Origin of the sequence: Streptomyces sp. NBC_00414 (assembly GCF_036038375.1) — a bacterium.
Taxonomy (GTDB): domain Bacteria; phylum Actinomycetota; class Actinomycetes; order Streptomycetales; family Streptomycetaceae; genus Streptomyces.
Genome location: NZ_CP107935.1, coordinates 8,879,940 through 8,899,315, shown reverse-complemented (window position 1 = coordinate 8,899,315; position 19,376 = coordinate 8,879,940). Strand labels below are relative to the sequence as shown.

Sequence of the window (19,376 nt, the reverse complement as noted above, 5' to 3'; positions counted from 1 at the left end):
TTGAGAGTAATAGGATCTGAGTGCCAAGTGCGCGGCACGGCAGGCACCCACACACATCCACACATCCATGTACAGGCCCTAGCAAGTTCGCGGCGGAGTTTCAAGACCCGGAATCGCGCGACGTGACGCGGCGGTAATCCTTCTGCCTAATGGATTCAGGGGCCGCTCGACAGGAAGCCATCTGCTCCAGCCCCGCCCCACCGGGTCGCCGCGGTGGTCGCCGACCGGCAGCACTCGTACAGGTAGTGCTGTGCCGCCGTTCGCCCACCGCGAGGCAACCCTTTTTCATGTCTGTCCGCCGGTCCTCCCAGTGGCTTTCCTGTGTCCGACGCATTCCGGGCATGTGCTTCCTCACTGGCGTCTTCACGAAGGTCGATGATGTCTCATTCACGCAGCGGCACCTGGCCTCTCTCCGTGCCTCAGAGGGGTATCTGGCTCGCTCATCAGCTGGACACCTCCGCAGCGGCATACAACATCAGCGAGGGCCTGGAGATCCATGGGCCGGTAGACGTCGCCATGCTCGAAGCCGCAGTGGCGCGGTGTGTCGCGGATGCCGACACGTTGCGCGTCCGGCTGGGAGAGGACGCGGGTGGTCCTTTCCAGTGGCTTGCCGACGTGCCCGATTTCGTCCTGCAGATGATGGACTTCAGCGAACAGGACGACCCGGACGTCTGCGCCTGGAACTGGATGCGGGCGGACACCTCCACCGCGGTTGATCTCCACACGGATGATCTGTGGCGGATCGCCCTCGTCAAGGTGGCGGAGGACCGGTTCTTTCTCTACCAGCGCTACCACCACATTCTGCTCGACGGCTTCAGCGGAGCCGCCATGGCGCGCCGCATCGCGCACGAATACACCACGCTCGCCGAGGGCGCGCCGACGGTGGAGAGCTCGTTCGGACGGCTGGAGACACTTCTGGAGGAGGACGCGACCTACCGCGCCTCGCCCGCGCACGACACCGACCGCCAGTTCTGGAAGGACCGGCTGGCCGGGCTCCCTGAGGCAGTCACGCTGATCACACACCCGTCCCCGGCCGTCGGGAACGATCGTGTCCGGGTCACGGCACAACTGCCGCAGTCGGTCCTCGACGGCCTGCGCGGCAACGCGCGTCAGGCCCGGACGGGCTGGCAGACACTGGTGGTCGCCGCAGCCGCGACCTACCTGAACCGGATGACGGGGAGCGGTGATCTGACCCTCGGTCTGGCCGTGGCCGCCAGGCCGGCCGCTGTCCGTGGCGTTCCTGCGGCGACGTCCAACCAGGTGCCCCTGCGCTTCAGCATGGATCCCGGGATGTCTCTCTCCGAGGTGTCCAGGGCCGCTGCGCTGGAGCTGCGTCAGACACTGCGTCATCAGCGGTACCGCTACGAGGACATGCGCCGGGATCTGCGGATGGTGGAGGAGGGCCAGGAACTCTTCGGCCTCTCCGTCAACATCATGTCGTTCGACTACGACATGCGGTTCGGCACGTACCCCGTCATCCCGCACAACATCTCCAACGGTCCGGTGGAGAGCCTGGCGCTGGCCATTCTGGAGCGGTCCGACGGCAACGGTCTGACCGTCGTCCTCGACGCAGATGCCGGCGGCTGTGAGGCTGAGGAGACAGCCGCCCACCAGGAACGCCTGCTCCGCGTCCTGGAGGCCTTCGCATCAGCGGACCCTGCGACGAGGATCGGGCAGATCGATCTGGTCGGGGCGCAGGAGCGCACCCGGCTGCTGTCCCGGTGGGGGGTCGGGCAGGACGCCTCGACCACCACGGGCACCACGCTCCCGCAGCTGCTGGAGGCCCAGGCGGCGCGTACCCCGGACGCGACCGCGGTGGTGTCCGGCGCACAGACGCTGACGTACGCGCAGCTGAACGGAAGGGCGAACAAACTGGCGCGGGTACTTATCGACCGGAAGGTGGGACCGGAGAAGGTCGTCGCCCTGGCTCTGCCCCGATCCATCGACACCGTCGTAGCCGTCTTCGGTGTGCTCAAGTCCGGCGCCGCATACGTATCCATCGACCCGGACCACCCGGCGGAACGCATCGTCCACATGCTGACCGACGCCGCCCCGACACTCGTCATCACCGATACGGGCATCAGGGACGGGCTGCCGGTCGATGCGCGGACTCCGGTACTGCTCCTGGGCAGTGCCGAGGAGGCGGCCGACGAGGCCGCGAAGTCCGACTCCGAGGTGACCGATTCCGACCGGTTGTGCCCGCTGCGGCCCTCGAACCCGGCGCTGGTGATCTACACGTCCGGTTCCACCGGCCGTCCCAAGGGGGTGACGCTGCTGCACGCGGGCCTGGTGAACCTGTTCGCGCAGCACTGCTCCTCCCTCTACGGTCCGGCCGTTGCCGTCTCCGGACTCGACCGGTTCCGTGTGGCTCTGACCGCCTCGCTGTCCTTCGACGCGACGTGGGCGGAACTCCTCTGGATGCTGGGCGGCCATGAGCTGCACCTCGTCGACGACGGCATTCGCCGCGACGCGGAGGCAGTGATCGACTACGTGCGGGAACACGCCATCGACCTGCTGGACACGACGCCGTCGTTCGCCGAGCAGCTGGTCGTGAGCGGGCTGCTGCGGGCGCCGCGCCGTCCCCATGTGCTGCTGCTGGGCGGAGAGGCCGTCCCTCCCGCGCTGTGGGCCACTCTGGAGCGGGAGCCGCGCCCGGCGGCGTTCAACTTCTACGGACCGAGCGAGACCACCGTCGACGCGCTGTACCGCCCACTCGCGGGTGCCTCCCGGCCTTCGATCGGCCGTCCGGTGGGCAACACCCGTGTCTACGTACTGGACTCCGGGCTCCAGCCGACGCCGGTCGGTGTGGCGGGCGAGCTGTACATCGCGGGCGCCGGCCTCGCCCGGGGGTATCTGGGGCGGGCGGAGCTGACGGCGGAGCGCTTCGTGGCGGATCCGTACGGAGCACCCGGCACCCGGATGTACCGCAGCGGTGATGTGGTCCGCTGGACGCGCGACGGCGAGATGGAGTTCGTCGGACGTGCCGACGATCAGGTCAAACTGCGTGGATTCCGGATCGAACTCGCCGAGGTGGAGGCCGCGTTGGTCCGCGACGAGGCAGTGGCTCACGCCTCGGTGGTGGTGCGCGAGGACCGGCCGGGCATCAGGCGTCTCGTGGGCTATGTGGTTCCCGCGGACGGATCGGAGGACCTCGACCCGCACCGGCTGAGAGAGCATGTCGCCACCCGGCTCCCGGACTACATGGTGCCTGCCGCGCTGGTGGTGATGGAGGCGCTGCCCCTCGGCGCCACGGGCAAGCTCGACCGGTCCGCTCTGCCGGTACCGGAGATCACCGGATCGGGGGCGGGCCGGGTACCGCGTACTTCGCGGGAGAAGGCGCTGGCCGAGGTCTTCGCGGAGGTCCTCGGCGTGTCCGAGGTCGGCGCCGACGACAGCTTCTTCGACCTCGGTGGAGACTCGATCGTCTCGATCCAGCTGGTCGCCCGGGCCCGTAAGGCAGGTCTGGCGATCACGCCGAGGGACGTGTTCACCCATAAGACCGTCGCCGCGCTCGCGGCCGTGGTGCGGGAATCCCACGCGGTGGTGTCGGAGGCGGCCGGCGCGGGTGTGGGCGCGGTGGTGGTCACACCGATCGTGCGGTGGCTCGAAGAGCTGGGCGGTCCCATGGCGGGGTTCCAGCAGTCCAGGCTCCTGCAGACGCCGGCCGGGCTCACCCGGCCGGATCTGGTGACGGCCGTGCAGGCGCTCCTGGACCACCATGACGCGTTGCGCATGCGGCTGACCCGGGCCCATGACGGCAGCTGGGAGCTGGACGTCCCCCCGGCCGGCGCGGTCGTGGCGACCGAGGTCACCGCCAGGATCGACACCTCGGGCGTGGATGCCGGGAAACGACGGGAGCTCGTCGCGGAGGAGATGCGCGATGCCCAGCGCCGTCTGTCTCCCGAAGCCGGGGTCATGGTGCGGGTGGCGTGGTTCGACGCCGGGCCGCGGGAGCCGGGTCGGCTGCTGGTCATGGTGCACCACCTGGCCGTGGACGGAGTGTCCTGGCGCATTCTGATACCCGACCTGGAGTCGGCCTGGCGCCAGGCCGCAAGCGGCCGGCAGCCCTTCCTCGACGGCGTACCCACCTCACTGCGGACATGGTCCACCGCGCTGGCTGCGGCCGCCGACGATCCGCGGCGCGTGGCGGAGCTGCGGCTGTGGACGGAAACCGCGTCCGCCGGACCTACGCCCCCGCTCAGCGCGATCGCCATGGACGCGAAGCGCGATGTCATGGCGACCGCGCGCACGCTCGAACTGGCCCTACCGGCCGACATCGTGACCCCGCTTCTGACCACCGTGCCGGCGGCTTTCCACGCCGAGATCAACGACGTTCTGCTCACCGCGCTGAGCGTCGCCGTGAGCGACTGGGCACGGCGGCGCGACCGCGCCCAGGCACATGGTGTCCTGGTCGAACTGGAAGGGCACGGTCGTGAGGAGATCGTGCCCGGCGTGGACCTCTCACGAACGGTCGGCTGGTTCACCACCACCTATCCGGTCAGGCTCGCGCCCGGAGAGGTGGACCCGTTGGACGGCGCCGCCCTCGCGAGGGCCCTCAAGACCGTCAAGGAGCAGCTGCGAGCCGCGCCGGATCACGGCATCGGCTACGGCATGCTCCGCTACCTGAACGCCGGGATCGCAGCCGCGCTGGCCGCGGGGGAGGCTCCGCAGATCGGCTTCAACTACCTCGGCCGGCTACCCGTCGGAGGTACGGGGAAGGCTGCGGACTGGGCGACCGCCCCCGAGGCGGAACCCCTTTATGCCGGTGCCGACGCGGGCATGCCGCTGTCGCACCCCCTAGAGCTCAACGCGGTCACCGAGGACCGGCCCGAGGGGCCGCGGCTGGTGGCGTACTGGTCCTGGCCTCGTGCGCTGTTCGGCGAGGACGACGTGCGCGAACTGGCCGAGACGTGGTTCCGGGCACTGCGGTCGCTGGCCGCCTGGCCGGCCGACGGCGGCCGAGGGGGTCTGACCCCCTCCGATCTCCCCCTGGTCCGCCTGAGCCAGGACGAGATCGAAGCACTGGAGAGCCGGTACGCGCACACAGGCCTCGCCGATGTCCTGCCGCTTTCCCCGCTCCAGGAAGGACTGCTCTTCCACGCCCTGTACGACCGCAGCGAAGTGGACGTCTACATCACCCAGCTGATCCTCCGCTTCGAGGGGGCACTGGACTCGACCGCGCTGCGCGGCGCCGCTCAGGCGCTGCTGGAGCGGCACCCCAACCTGCGGGCGGCTTTCGTGCAGCCGGCCTCCGGGCATACGGTGCAGCTCCTCGCCGAACAGGTGGCGCTGCCCTGGGCCGAGGTCGACCTGAGCGGACTGGAGGAGAAGGCGCGCCAGGAGGAGCTGGCCGAGCTCATGGACCAGGACAAGGTGCGCCGCTTCGACCTCACGGCCGCACCGCTTCTGAGGTTCACCCTGGTCCGCCTGGGCGCGGACAAGCACCTGCTGCTGTTCACCAGTCATCACATCCTGCTGGACGGTTGGTCGAACCCGATCCTTCTGGGTGACCTGTTCACGCTCTACGGCAACGCCGGGGCTGTCTCTGAGCTGCCGGCGGCCGTCCCTTTCCGTGATTATCTGGAGTGGTTGAGCGGTCAGGACCGGAATACCGCGGAAGCGGCTTGGCGCCAGGCTCTCGACGGCCTGGAGGAACCGACCCGCGTCGCCTCCGGCGTCGAAGCCAGCGCCGCGGTTCTGCCCGAGCAGGTTTCGTTCGAGCTCTCCGAGGAGTTCACCGCCGCTCTCAGCACGGTGGCGCGCTCACGCGGTCTGACGCTGAACACCCTGTTCCAGGGGGCGTGGTCGGTCCTGCTGTCCCACCTGACCGGACGTCAGGACGTCGTCTTCGGCGCCACTTCCGCCGGCCGCCCCGCCGATCTCGCCGAGGTCGAGCGGATGGTCGGTATGTTCGTCAACACGTTGCCGGTACGTGTCGGCCTGGATCCTGCCCGCTCCCTGAGCGCCGTACTGGCAGAGGTCCAGGACCAGCAGTCCGCGCTCGCGGAGCACCAGCATCTCGGACTGCGGGACGTCCAGCGCCTGGCGGGGCTGGGGGAACTGTTCGACACGGTCGTCGTCTTCGAGAGCTACCCGATGGACGCCGGCTTCACGGCGGGACTGGGCTCCGCGCTCACAGTCGACGTCGAAGGCCGGGACACCCTGCACTATCCGCTCAGCCTGCTTGTCTTCCCCGGCCCGAGACTGTCACTGGGGCTGAACTTCCGGCCCGACGTCTTCGACCGGCAGCGGGTGGAGCAGTTCGGCACGTGGCTGCGACGGGTTCTGGAGGCGTTCGCCACCGACCCGGACGCGCCGCTGGCCGGTGTGAGCGTTCTCGGTGCGGACGAGCGCAGGCAGATGCTGGAGAAGTGGAACGACACCGGGGTGGACCTGCCGTCCGCCCTGCTGCCGGAGCTGTTCCAGGCACAGGCGGCCCATACGCCCGACGCGCCCGCACTGGTCTGCGGCGACCGGGAACTCACCTACGCCGAACTCGACGCGCGGGCCAACCGGCTGGCACACCTGCTCATCGAGTACGGAGTGGGGGCCGAGGACCGGGTGGCCGTTCTGCAGGACCGGTCGATCGACCTGGTCGTCTCGACGCTGGCGGTGCTGAAGGCGGGCGGAGCGTACGTGCCGCTGGACTGCCGCTCCCCGACCGGCCGGTTGAGCACGGTGCTGGCCGACACCGGAGCCACGGTGCTCCTGACGGACCGGGCCTCCACGGGTCCGGAGTTCCGGCACACCGCGCGAACCCTTGTCGTCGACGACGCGCCGGAGCTCGCCGTGATGCCGGCACACGCCCCGGCGATCGCCGGCCACCCCGAACAGCTTGCGTACGTGATGTACACGTCGGGCTCGACGGGCGTACCCAAGGGCGTCGCGGTCACACACGCGGACGTCCTCGCGCTGGCGGCGGACCGCCGGTTCCGGACCGACGCCCACCGCCGCGTCCTGATGCACTCCCCTCACGCGTTCGACGCCTCCACCTACGAGATCTGGGTCCCGCTGCTGTACGGCGGCACGGTCGTCGTCGCCCCACCCGGCGACCTCGACGTCCCCGCACTCGAACAGGAGATCCGCGGCCGGGGCGTGACGGCTCTCTTCATGACGATCGGGCTCTTCCGGTTGCTGGCGAGCGAGTCCGCCCGATCGTTCACCGGAGTGCGCGAGGTGTGGACGGGCGGCGACACGGTGCCAGGCCCGGTCCTGCGGCAGGTGCTCCGGGCGTGCCCGGGAATCGTGGTCGTCGATGTCTACGGTCCGACGGAGACGACCACGTTCGCGACCTGTCATCCGCTGCGGTCGGCGGCCGGCGTCGCCGACACGGTGCCGATCGGCCGGCCCATGGACGGTGTCCGTGTGTACGTGCTCGACTGGGGTCTGCAACCGGTTCCGGTCGGGGTGGCGGGCGAGCTGTACGTCGCCGGCGCGGGCCTGGCCAGGGGCTATCTCAATCGTCCGGATCTGACCGCTGAGCGTTTTGTGGCCGACCCGTTCGGGGCGGCGGGGGCACGGATGTACCGGACCGGGGACGTGGTCCGCTGGAGCCGGGACGGCGAGCTGGTGTTCGTCGGTCGTGGCGACGACCAGGTCAAGGTGCGGGGGTTCCGGATCGAGCTCAGTGAGATCGAGGCTGTGCTCGCCCGGTGCGAAGGTGTGGCGCAGGCGGCGGCGGTGGTGCGTCAGGACGTTCCGGGGGTGAAGCGGCTGGCCGCCTACATCGTGCCCGTGGTGGCCGCAGCGGCCCCGGACGTGCAGGTTCTGCGGGCCCGGGTCGCCGCAGCCGTACCGGATTACATGGTGCCCTCGGCCTTCGTGGTGGTGGAGGAGCTGCCCCTGACACCGAACGGAAAGCTGGACCGCGAGGCCCTGCCCGCACCGGACGTGACGGCCTCCGCGTCCGGCAGGGCGCCGCGCACTGCGCGTGAGGAGACCCTGTGCACGGTGTTCGCCGAGGTCCTCGGCCTGCCGGAGGTGGGGATCGACGACAGCTTCTTCGAGCTGGGCGGTGACTCGATCATCTCGATCCAGCTGGTCGCCCGGGCCCGTACCGCCGGTTTCGTACTGACCCCGCGGGAGGTGTTCGCCCACCGGACGGTAGCGGCGCTGGCGGAGGTGGCGCGGGATGTGGACGCGGCGGTGACCGAGGCGGCCGACGCCGGTGTGGGCGAGGTTCGGCCGACTCCGATCATCCACTGGCTGCGGGAGCTGAACGGTCCGGTCGACGGCTTCTACCAGTCGATGCTGGTGCGGGCACCCGCCTCGATGTGCCAGGACGATCTGAACCGGTCCGTGCAGGCGGTGCTGGACCGTCACGACGCACTGCGCATGCGCCTCGACCGGACCGAGGGTGATCGCGCTCCCTGGCGGCTGGAGATTCCGGCGGCGGGCGCGCTACGGGCAGAGACCCTGGTCGAGCGGGTGGATGTCCGCGAGCTCGCGTCGCAGTCACTGGCCGAGGTGGTGGCGAGCCGGACCCACGCGGCGCAGCACCGGCTGGCTCCCGCTGCGGGTGTGATGGTGCAGGTGGTGTGGTTCGACGCCGGTCCGCAGGCTTCGGGCCGTCTTCTGGTGATGGTGCACCACCTGGTGGTGGACGGTGTGTCCTGGCGGATCCTGCTGCCCGATCTTCGGTCCGCCTGGGAGCGGATCAGGTCAGGGCGGGAGCCGGTGCTCCCGCCGGTGCCCACGTCGCTGCGGACGTGGTCGGACCGTCTGACGCGGGCGGCCGCTGATCCGGCTCGCCTTGAGGAGCTGCGTCTGTGGACCTCCATGGTGGAGAAGCACGAGCCGCTGCCGACCGTTCCGGAGCTGGACTCGGTCCGTGATGTCGTGGGTACGGCTCGCTCGATGGAGCTCGTGCTGCCGGCGGGGATCGTCGCACCGGCGCTGACGACGGTGCCCGCCGCCTTCGGCGCGAACGTGAACGATGTGTTGCTGACTGCCTTGAGCGCCGCGTTGCGGGACTGGGCACGACGCCGCGGCGCCGGTCCGGCCGCCGGATTCCTCGTGGACCTGGAGGGCCACGGTCGCGAGGAGATCGTGCCGGGGGTCGACCTGTCCCGCACGGTCGGATGGTTCACTTCGGCGTACCCGTTGCTGCTCGCACAGGAGGCGGCCGATCTGCGCGATGGTGCGGCGCTCGGCGAGACGCTGAAGCTGATCAAGGAGCGGCTGCGTGCCGTGCCGGATCACGGCATCGGCTACGGCCTGCTGCGCTACCTCAGTCATGAGAGCGGAGCGATTCTGGCGGCGGGCAACCGTGCGCAGATCGGCTTCAACTATCTGGGCCGGTTCCCGGTCGCGGAGACGGGCGGTGGTACGGACTGGGCGGTGGCGCCGGAGGCCGACGCACTGGGTTCGGGCGCCGACGAGGGTACGGCGATGCCGCATCCGCTGGAGATCAACGCACTGACCGAGGACCACCCGGACGGACCCCGGCTCGTCGCGACCTGGTCCTGGCCCGGCGCGCTGCTGGCCGAGGACGATGTCCGTGAGCTGGCGGAGAGCTGGTTCACGGCCCTGCGGTCGCTGGTCTCCTACGTCACGGAGACCGGTGCGGGCGGTCTGACCCCGTCCGATCTGCCGCTCGTGTCGCTCGGTCAGCGGGAGATCGAGGATCTGGAGGCCCGGCACGTCAGCACCGGCGTCGCCGATGTGCTGCCCCTGTCGCCGCTGCAGGACGGTCTGCTGTTCCACGCTCTCTACGACGACGACACAACCAGCGTGGACGTCTACAACATGCAGATCGTCCTGCACCTCGACGGTCAGCTCGACGCGCCTGCCCTCAGGGCGGCGGGCCAGGCCCTGCTGAACCGTCATCCCAATCTGCGGGCCGGATTCACACAGGTGAAGTCGGGCGCGACGGTCCAGGTCATCGCCGGTGAGGTCGAGCTGCCCTGGGTCGAGGTGGATCTGGAAGGCCTGGACCGACAGGCTCAGCAGCGGGAGCAGGCCAGGCTGGTGAGTGAGGCCCGGCTCCGCCGCTTCGACATGACCGTGGCTCCGCTGATGCGGTTCACGCTGATCCGCCTGGCCACCGACCGGCATGTGCTGGCGTTCACCGCACACCACATCCTCTACGACGGCTGGTCCCTGCCCCTGATCGTGGGGGACCTGTTCAGGCTGTACGGCGAAGGCGGCTCCGACCTGGCGCCGGCTCCGGCTTTCAGGGAGTACCTGGCATGGCTGGCCACGCAGGACCAGGACGCCGCCCACGAGGCATGGCGCGACACCCTGTCCGGGCTGGAGGAGCCGACCCTGGTCGTTCCGCCGGGCGGTGCTCGCGCGTCCGTACTTCCCGAGCAGGTCGATGTCGAGCTGGGTGAGGAACTGACCGCGGCGCTGGCGAGGACCGCCCGTGCGGCGGGCCTGACGGTCAACACCCTCGTCCAGGGGGCATGGGCCGTCCTGCTGTCCCGTATGACGGGCAGGCAGGACGTGGTCTTCGGCGCCACGGTCTCCGGGCGTCCGGCCGACCTGGCCGGAGTGGAGGACATGGTCGGGCTGTTCATCAACACCCTCCCGGTGCGCGTGCGGTGGAACCCGGCCGATTCACTGGCCACCGCGCTGACCCGTATCCAGGATCAGCAGTCCGCGCTCACCGATCACCAGCATGTCCAGCTCGCTGAAATCCAGCGCCTGACCGGACTGGGTGAGCTCTTCGACACCACAGTCGTCTTCGAGAACTATCCCCTCGACGTCGACGCGCTCGCCGAACTCGCCCCCGGCGTCCGGATCAGGGACATGGACGCCAGCGATGCCACCCACTACCCCCTCATGCTCGCGGCGCTTCCCGGGCAGAGCCTGCGCCTCGTCCTGAGCTACCGGCCCGACGCGTTCGACCGGGAGCGGGTGGCGGAACTAGGCGCGTGGCTGCGCCGGGTGCTGGAGACGGTCGTCGACGACCCGGACGTGCCGATGGCCCGGGTCGACGTGCTGTCCGAGCAGGATCACGCCCTGCTGCGGGCGGAATGGAACGACTTGCCGACGGCCCTGCCCCAGGTGACCCTGCCCGGACTGTTCGAGGAGCGAGCGGCCCTTACCCCCGACGCGCTCGCGCTCGTCTGCGGGGCCAAGAGGCTGACCTTCTCGGAACTCAACGCACGGGCCAACCGGGTGGCGCACAGCCTGCTGGCCCACGGCGTGGGTCCGGAGCAGTTCGTGGCGATCGCACTGCACCGCTCACCGGAGACAGTGGTCGCGGTCCTTGCGGTCCTCAAGACGGGCGCGGCGTACGTACCCGTCGATCCGAGCTATCCCGCGGAGCGGATCTCCTACATCCTCGACGACTCCTCGCCGGCCCTGGTGATCACGACCGGCGGGACGGCGCGGGCGCTGCCCACGGGCACGGCGCCACGTGTGCTCCTGGAGGAACTGGAGCTCGCCACCACCGACACCGATCCGACGGACGCCGACCGCTCCGGTGCTCTGGTACCGGCCCATCCGGCGTATGTGATCTACACCTCGGGTTCCACCGGCCGCCCCAAGGGCGTGGTCGTGCCGCACCAGAACGTCGTTCGGCTGCTGACGGCCACGGAGCCGTGGTTCGGATTCGGCGAGCAGGACGTGTGGACGCTCTTCCACTCCTACGCGTTCGACTTCTCGGTGTGGGAGATCTTCGGCCCTCTGCTCACCGGGGGCCGCCTCGTGGTGGTGCCCTTCGAGGTCAGCAGGTCGCCGGCGGACTTCCTCGGCCTGATGCGGCGTGAGGGGGTGACCGTCCTCAACCAGACCCCCTCGGCGTTCCATCAACTCCTGCGAGCCGAACAGGAGGTCCGTTCGGGAGCGGTGGCCGCGCTGCGCATGGTGATCTTCGGTGGTGAGGCGCTGGATCTCGGTCCGCTGCGCGAGTGGTACGAGGAGAATCCGGGCCGGAGCCCGGACATGGTCAACATGTACGGAATCACCGAGACGACGGTGCACGTCACCTACGCCCTTCTGGACCGCCGCACCGCACGGGACACGCGGGGCAGCGTCATTGGACGGGGCATCCCGGATCTGAACCTGTACGTCCTGGACGGCAACCTGCGGCCGGCACCTCCGGGGAGCGCCGGTGAGCTGTACGTGGCGGGTGCCGGTCTGGCCCGCGGATACCTGAACAGGCCGGGGCTGACCGCGGAGCGCTTCGTCGCGGACCACTTCGGTCCGGCGGGAACACGCATGTACCGCACCGGTGACGTGGTGCGGCGCCGGCCGGACGGTGCCCTGGAGTACCTGGGCCGCGCCGACCGCCAGGCCAAGATCCGTGGCTTCCGCATCGAACTCGGCGAGATCGAGGCGACCCTGTCGGGCCTCGACTCGGTGTCCGAGGCGGTGGTCGTGCACCGGCAGGACCAGCTGATCGGCTACGCCGTGACCGATGCCACCGCTCAGCACCTGCGGGAGGAGCTGGCGGCCAGATTGCCGGACTACATGGTGCCCGCACATCTGGTGGTCATGGAGCAGTTGCCCCTGACCGTCAACGGCAAGGTCGACCGCAGAGCACTGCCCGAGCCGGCGACGGGCCCCACCGATGCCTACGTCGCGCCGCGCGATCAGTGCGAGGCCGACCTGGCCGACGTCTGGGCCGAGGTGCTGGGGCTCGAAAAGGTGGGTATCGACGACAACTACCACGCGCTCGGCGGGGACTCCATCCGCAGCCTGCGCGTGCTGGCGCTGGCCCGGCAGCGCGAACTGCACTTCGGGCTCGCCGACCTGATGCGGTACACCACGATCCGGGCTCTGGCACCCGCCGTCACCGCCCGCGACGACAGGACCGACCTCGTCGCCCGGCATGAGCCGTTCGCGCTGCTGCCGGCATCGGGCCGCGCCGCACTCCCGGCCGGAGTCGTGGACGCCTACCCCATGGCCCGTCTGCAGATCGGCATGGTCCTGGCGAGCGAACGGTCCGGCGCGTACCACAACGTGGCCATGTACCGGATCGAGGCGTCGTTCGACGAGGCCTCCTGGTACAGGGCCGTGTCGGGACTGGTGGACGCCCATGAACTGCTCCGTACCTCCTTCGCCCTCACCGGCTTCGACCAGCCCCTCCAGTTCGTGCACGAGAGCGTGCCCGTCCCGCTGAGCATGGAAGACCTGCGGGAGAGGGCCGATCGGGAAGAACTCGTCCAGGCACGGTACGACCGCGAGCGACAGACGCCGTTCGACACCGCCTGTCCCCCACTGGTCCGCTTCCATGTGCAGCGCTTGTCCGACGACACGGTGCAGCTGTTCGTCACGGAGCACCATGCGATCATGGACGGCTGGAGTGAGCGTTCCATGTTCACGGAGCTGCTCAACCGCTACTCGGGCACCCACACCGCGTCTCCCGTCTCGACGCGGTACCGCTCCTTCGTCGAGCTGGAACTGGCCGCCCTGGAGAGCCGGGCGGACCGCGAGTTCTGGGCCCGCGAGATGGACGGGGCCCCGGTCTCCTCCCTGCCCCGTCTCACGCCCACGCCCGAAGCCGGGGAGAAGGACGCCGTTCACCTGCCGATTCCGGAAACGGTGCAGGCCGGTGTGCGCACCCTCGCCGCGGAGCTCGGCATCCCGGTGCGCGCGGTGCTGCTCGCGGCGCACCTGCGCGTCATGGGCCTGGTGGCGGGGACGCAGGACGTGGTGACCGGCGTCGTCTACAACGGGCGGACGGAGGAGGCCGACGCCGACCGGGTCATGGGCCTGTTCCTCAACACCCTGCCCGTACGCATGGAACTGGCGGATGGGAGCTGGTCCGACCTGATCCGCCGAACCGCCGCCCTGGACACCGATGTCCAGCTGCATCGCCGTTTCCCTCTGACCGAGATCCTACGGATCACCGGCCGGCCGACTCTGTTCGAGACCTTCTTCAACTACACCCACTTCCACGTCGAGCAGGAGGCGCACACTCCTGGCGTACGGATAGTGAGCGACGCGGGAGCCGTCGAAACCGACGTGCCGTTCAGCGCGGACTTCCAGGTCGACAGCGCGACCGGAAGTCTGGGCCTGCACCTCGCCTATGACACGGGGGAGTTCACCAGGGCACAGGTGGAAGGCATCCACGGTTGCTATGTCGCGGCCCTGACCGAGATGGTCCGGCGCCCCTCCGGCAGCCACCACACCGCACGTCTGCTGCCCGCCGGGGAGGGGGAGCGGTTCGGGCGCTGGAACGACACGGCGCGGCCGGTGCCAAGGATGGCACTGCCTGAGCTGTTCTGTCAGCAGGTGGCGCACACTCCAGACGCGACCGCGGTCGTGTTCGAAGAGCAGGTACTGACGTACGCGGAACTGGATGAGCGCGTCGAACAGCTGGCGCGGGTTCTGGCGGGTCGTGGTGCGGGCGCCGAGTCGGTGATCGCTGTGGCGCTGCCCCGGTCGGTCGAACTGGTTGTCGCGCTGCTGGCCGTTCAGCGAGCCGGCGCCGCCTATCTTCCGTTGGACGCGAACTACCCGGCGCAGCGGCTGGAGTTCATGCTCGCGGACTCCGGAGCGATGTGTGTGCTGACCTCTCGGGATTCCCGAGTGCCGCAGTCCGAGGTGCCGTCGGTCTTCATCGAGGATCTGGACGCCTGCGAGCCGGGAACGCTGCCTCGTTCCCACGATCCGTCCCATCCGGCGTACGTGATCTACACGTCCGGCTCGACGGGGCGGCCGAAGGGGGTGGTGGTGCCGCACGCCGGCATCGTCAACCGCCTGCTGTGGATGCAGGACACCTACGGATTGACCGCCGACGACCGGGTGCTGCAGAAGACTCCGTCGAGTTTCGATGTGTCGGTGTGGGAGTTCTTCTGGCCCCTGATCACGGGTGCGGCCCTGGTCGTGGCACGGCCGGAAGGACACCGGGACCCGGCGTATCTGGCAGATCTCATCCGCGGGCAGCGGGTGACGACCGTGCACTTCGTGCCGTCGATGCTGGCTGCCTTCCTGGAGGACGAGGCAGCCGCGTCGTGCACGGGTCTGCGGCGTGTGCTGTGCAGCGGTGAGGCACTGCCGACGACCGTCGCGCAGCGGTTCCACGACCGGCTCGATGTACCGCTGCACAACCTCTACGGTCCCACCGAGACCTCTGTGGACGTGACCTCCGCCCCCGTCGTCCCGGGGTTCTTGGGCGCGGTGCCGATCGGCAGGCCGGTGTGGAACACCCGCCTGTGGGTGCTGGACGCGGCTCTGCAGCCGGTACCGGCCGGCGTGGTCGGTGAGCTGTACATCGCCGGTGCGCAGCTTGCCCGCGGGTATGTGAATCGTGCGGGTCTGACCGCGGAGCGGTTCGTCGCGGACCCGTTCGGTCCCGCCGGGACCCGGATGTATCGCACGGGTGACCTGGTGCGCTGGACGGCCGACGGCAGCCTTGAGTACCTCAGCCGGGCCGATGACCAGGTGAAGATCCGTGGGTTCCGCATCGAGCTCGGCGAGATCGAGTCGCTGCTCACCCGCGAGCCGGGTGTGGCCTCGACCGTTGTCGTCGTCCGGGAGGATCAGACGGGTGTCGAGCGCCTCGTCGCCTACGTCGTGCCCACCTCAGGCACAACGCCGGATGTGGAGGGCCTGCGGAAGCACGTGGCGGCAGCCGTACCCGAGTACATGGTGCCCTCGGCGTTCGTGCTGCTCGAGTCCCTGCCGCTCACAGCGAACGGCAAACTCGACCGCAAGTCCCTGCCCGCACCGCGGCACGACACCGACAGGGTGATACGACCTCCGCGCACGGCTCGCGAAAAAATCCTGGCAGATCTCTTCTGCGAGGTCCTCGGACTGCCGGCGGTCGGAAGCGACGACAGCTTCTTCGCACTCGGCGGTGATTCGATCGTCTCCATCCAGCTCGTCTCCCGGGCCCGCAAGGCCGGACTCGTTCTCACTCCGAGAGATGTCTTCGCCCTCAGGACCGTCGCCGCCCTGGCCGAGCACGCCGGGGCTACGGAGGATCCCGAGCTCCACACGGACCCCCTCGTCACATTGGACGAGGAGGAGATGAACGAGTTCGAAGCCACGTGGCGCGAATCCGAGTGACGCTGCCACCCGAGGGCCGGCCCCGGCCACGCCCAGAACCTGAGAGTTATCAGTGTCGCGGCAGTAATTCAAGACCCGGGATCGTGCGACGTGACGCAGCCGAGAGTCTTCCGCCTAATGGAGTCATGGGTCGGCGCGTCGTGCGGATCGGACCCCACCCCCCCCCAGGACTCGTACCAACGGGTTCCCAGTCACGCGACGAACAACAGGAGAGTCGTGGCACAGCCAGTCGTGGAAGCCGTTCTTCCTTTGACGCCCCTGCAGTCAGGCATGCTCTTCCATGCGTCGTACGACGACCAGGGCGACGATGTCTACGTCATGCAGACACCCGTCGACCTCGTCGGACCGATACGCGTGGAGGACCTGAAGCGGGCCGTTGAACAACTGCTGCACCGGCATGCTTCACTGCGTGCCGGCTTCATCTCCCGCAAGTCGGGGGAGGCGGTGCAGGCCATCGCGCGCAAGACGCGTGTTCCGTGGTGCGAGGTCGACCTGTCCGGCCTCGACGCCGATGAGCAGGCCGGCGAGTTCGGGAAGCTCCTGGAACGGGATCTTGTCACCCGCTTTAACCTCGCGCGCCCTCCGCTGGTGCGCTTCACGCTGGTCAGACTGGCTCCGGAACGGCACGTTCTGGTCTTCACCAACCACCACATCGTCCTGGACGGCTGGTCGGTTCCCCTGGTGGTCCAGGACCTGCTCAAGCTGTACGTCCCCGGCGGCACCGAGACGCTGCCGGAGCCTGCCCCCTTCCGGGACTATCTCGCGTGGCTGACCGCGCAGGACCGGTCCACGGCCGAGAGCGCGTGGCTACGGGCACTCGAAGGGCTGGAACAGGGAACGCTCATAGCGCGGACGGACACCGCCCGCAAGCTGGTCCGGACACGGCGCGTCACCCTGGAACTCGCACCGGACGAAACCGCCGCCCTGTATCAGGTCGCACGGGAACACGGGGTGACCGTGAACACGGTGGTCCAAAGTGCCTGGGCTCTGCTGATGGGCCAGCTGACCGGTCACACGGACGTCGTCTTCGGCACCGTGTCGTCGGGCCGTCCTCCCGAACTCGCCGGAGTGGAAGAGATGGTCGGCCTGTTCCTCAACACCATTCCCGTGCGGGCCGTACTGAATTCCGCCGAGCCCGTCGCGAAACTGTGGGAGCGCATCCAGGACGAGCAGTCCGAGCTGATCGCACACCAGCACCTGGGACTGGCCGGGATCCAGCGTGCGGCGGGAGTCGGTGAACTGTTCGACACCGCGGTGGTGTTCGAAAATCTCCCGTCCCTTCACGAGGTCTCGCAGTTCGAGGGCGATCGGCTACAGGTCGCCATGGCGCAGCCCGACTCAGTCTCGGGGGCGATGCACTACCCGCTGAGCCTCCTGGCCCATCCGGGTGAGCGTCTGAAGATGGACCTCAGCTATCGCCCCGACGTCCTCGACCGCCCGGCAGCCAAGCGGATCGCCGGACGACTGCGCAAGCTGCTGCTCGCCATGACCGACGATCCGCAGACAGCCACCGGGCGACTGGACTTCCTCCCCGATCAGGAGCTCGAACTGCTCCGCGCATGGAACGCGCCGGACGCGATCACATCCACGGACCTGCCCGGAACCACGCTTCCGGAACTCTTCAGCCGGCAGGTGGACCGTACCCCCGAGGCCATCGCTCTGGTCTTCGACGGGTCGGCGATGACCTATGCCGAATTCGACCGGTCGGCCGGCCGACTCGCGCGAGCCCTACTGGACAAGGGGGCGGGGCCGGGCCGACTTGTCGCAGTGGCCCTTCCTCGCTCCTTCGAGATGGTCGTCACGCTGTACGCCGTGCACAAGACCGGCGCCGGCTACCTGCCGGTGGATTGCTCACTTCCCGCCGACCGGGTGCGGTACATGATCGAGGACGCCGCCCCGGTGCTGGTGGTCGACCCCGACACCTACCGGGTCCTGTCCGAAGAATCGGGAGCCACGGACGGACCTCCCGTACCCGGGCTTCCCGACCCTCGCCAGCCGGCGTACCTGATCTACACCTCGGGCTCGACCGGACGGCCGAAGGGTGTTCTGGTACCGCACTCCGCCGTGGTGAACCGCCTCAAGTGGCAGCAGTCCCGGTTCCCCATCGGCACCGGGGACCGGGTCCTCCACAAGACTCCGTCGACGTTCGACGTGTCGGTGTGGGAGCTGTTCTGGCCGCTGATGGTCGGCGGGACGCTGGTCATCGCACGGCCGGAGGGGCACAAGGACCCGGAGTACCTTGCCGAACTGATCAGGACGGAAGGCATCGGCACGGCCCATTTCGTGCCCTCGATGCTCGATCCGTTCCTGCATGTGCCGCAGGCCGCGGCCTGCACGAGTCTGAGAACGGTCATCTGCAGCGGTGAGGCACTCTCCCAGAGTCTGGCTGACCGATTTCACGCGGTGCTGGGAGCCGAGCTCCACAACCTCTACGGCCCGACCGAGGCGGCCGTGGAGGTGACCAGCTGGGCGTCCCAAGAGGGCAGGCCCGGCGTCTCGGTGCCCATCGGGCGGCCGATCGCCCGCACCCGTGCCCATGTCCTCGACGCCCATCTGCGCCCCGCCCCGGTGGGCGCCCCTGGTGAGCTGTACCTGGCCGGCGTGCAACTGGCACATGGATACCTGGGGCGATCCGGCCTGACTGCGGAGCGGTTCGTCGCGGATCCCTTCGGTCCGGCCGGCACCCGGATGTACCGCACAGGGGATGTCGTGCGCTGGAACGAAGAGGGCGCCCTGGTCTTCGAGGGGCGGGCAGACGACCAGGTCAAGATCCGCGGCCTGCGGATCGAGCTGGGAGAGATCGAGACGCTGCTCAGCCGGCACCCTTCCGTGCTCCGCGCCGCGGTGATCGTCCGTGAGGACCGCCCCGGGACGAAGCACCTGGTCGCCTACGTGGTGCCCGCTGCGGGTGGCGTCGCCCCTGAGGAGCTTATGGAGCACCTCGCGGCCCGGCTTCCGGAGTACATGCTGCCCCAGGCGCTGGTGGACATGGCCGAACTGCCCCTGACCTCCAGCGGGAAACTGGACCGCCGTGCCCTCCCGGTTCCTAGCTTCGGCACCGGCACCGGCCGCGCCCCGGCCTCTGCGTACGAGGAGTTGCTGTGCGGGCTGTTCGCCGAGGTACTGGCGCTCCCGTCCGTGGGCCCCGACGACAACTTCTTCGCACTGGGCGGGGACTCACTGACGGCCTTCCGGCTCGGCAGCCAGTTGCAAAGGACCGCGGGCAGGAAGCTCCCACTGCGCGTGATCTTCGAATCTCCGACGCCATGCCGCCTGGCGGCGTACCTCGCCGAGCAGGAAGTCGCCACCCCTTCTGTGCCGTCGGCCGGCTGACGCCGCCGTCTCCGTCTGTGTCCGCGCTCCGCGCGACACCTCGCACACGCGAACCCGACACGAACCATCCGCCTTCG

Annotated in this window: 2 protein-coding genes; both read left to right on the top strand. The window is 69.3% G+C overall.

What is annotated here, in order from left to right; all coding sequences use genetic code 11:
- Positions 1-321 precede the first annotated feature (321 nt).
- Complete coding sequence (locus OHS59_RS38360) at positions 322-15,966, top strand: non-ribosomal peptide synthase/polyketide synthase (protein WP_328497923.1); 15,645 nt, start codon at positions 322-324, stop codon at positions 15,964-15,966.
- 216 nt (positions 15,967-16,182) lie between these two features.
- Positions 16,183-19,299 carry an amino acid adenylation domain-containing protein gene (locus tag OHS59_RS38355; RefSeq protein ID WP_328497922.1) on the top strand — a complete coding sequence of 1,039 codons (3,117 nt, stop codon included), beginning with the start codon at positions 16,183-16,185 and terminating at the stop codon, positions 19,297-19,299.
- Positions 19,300-19,376: the final 77 nt, after the last annotated feature.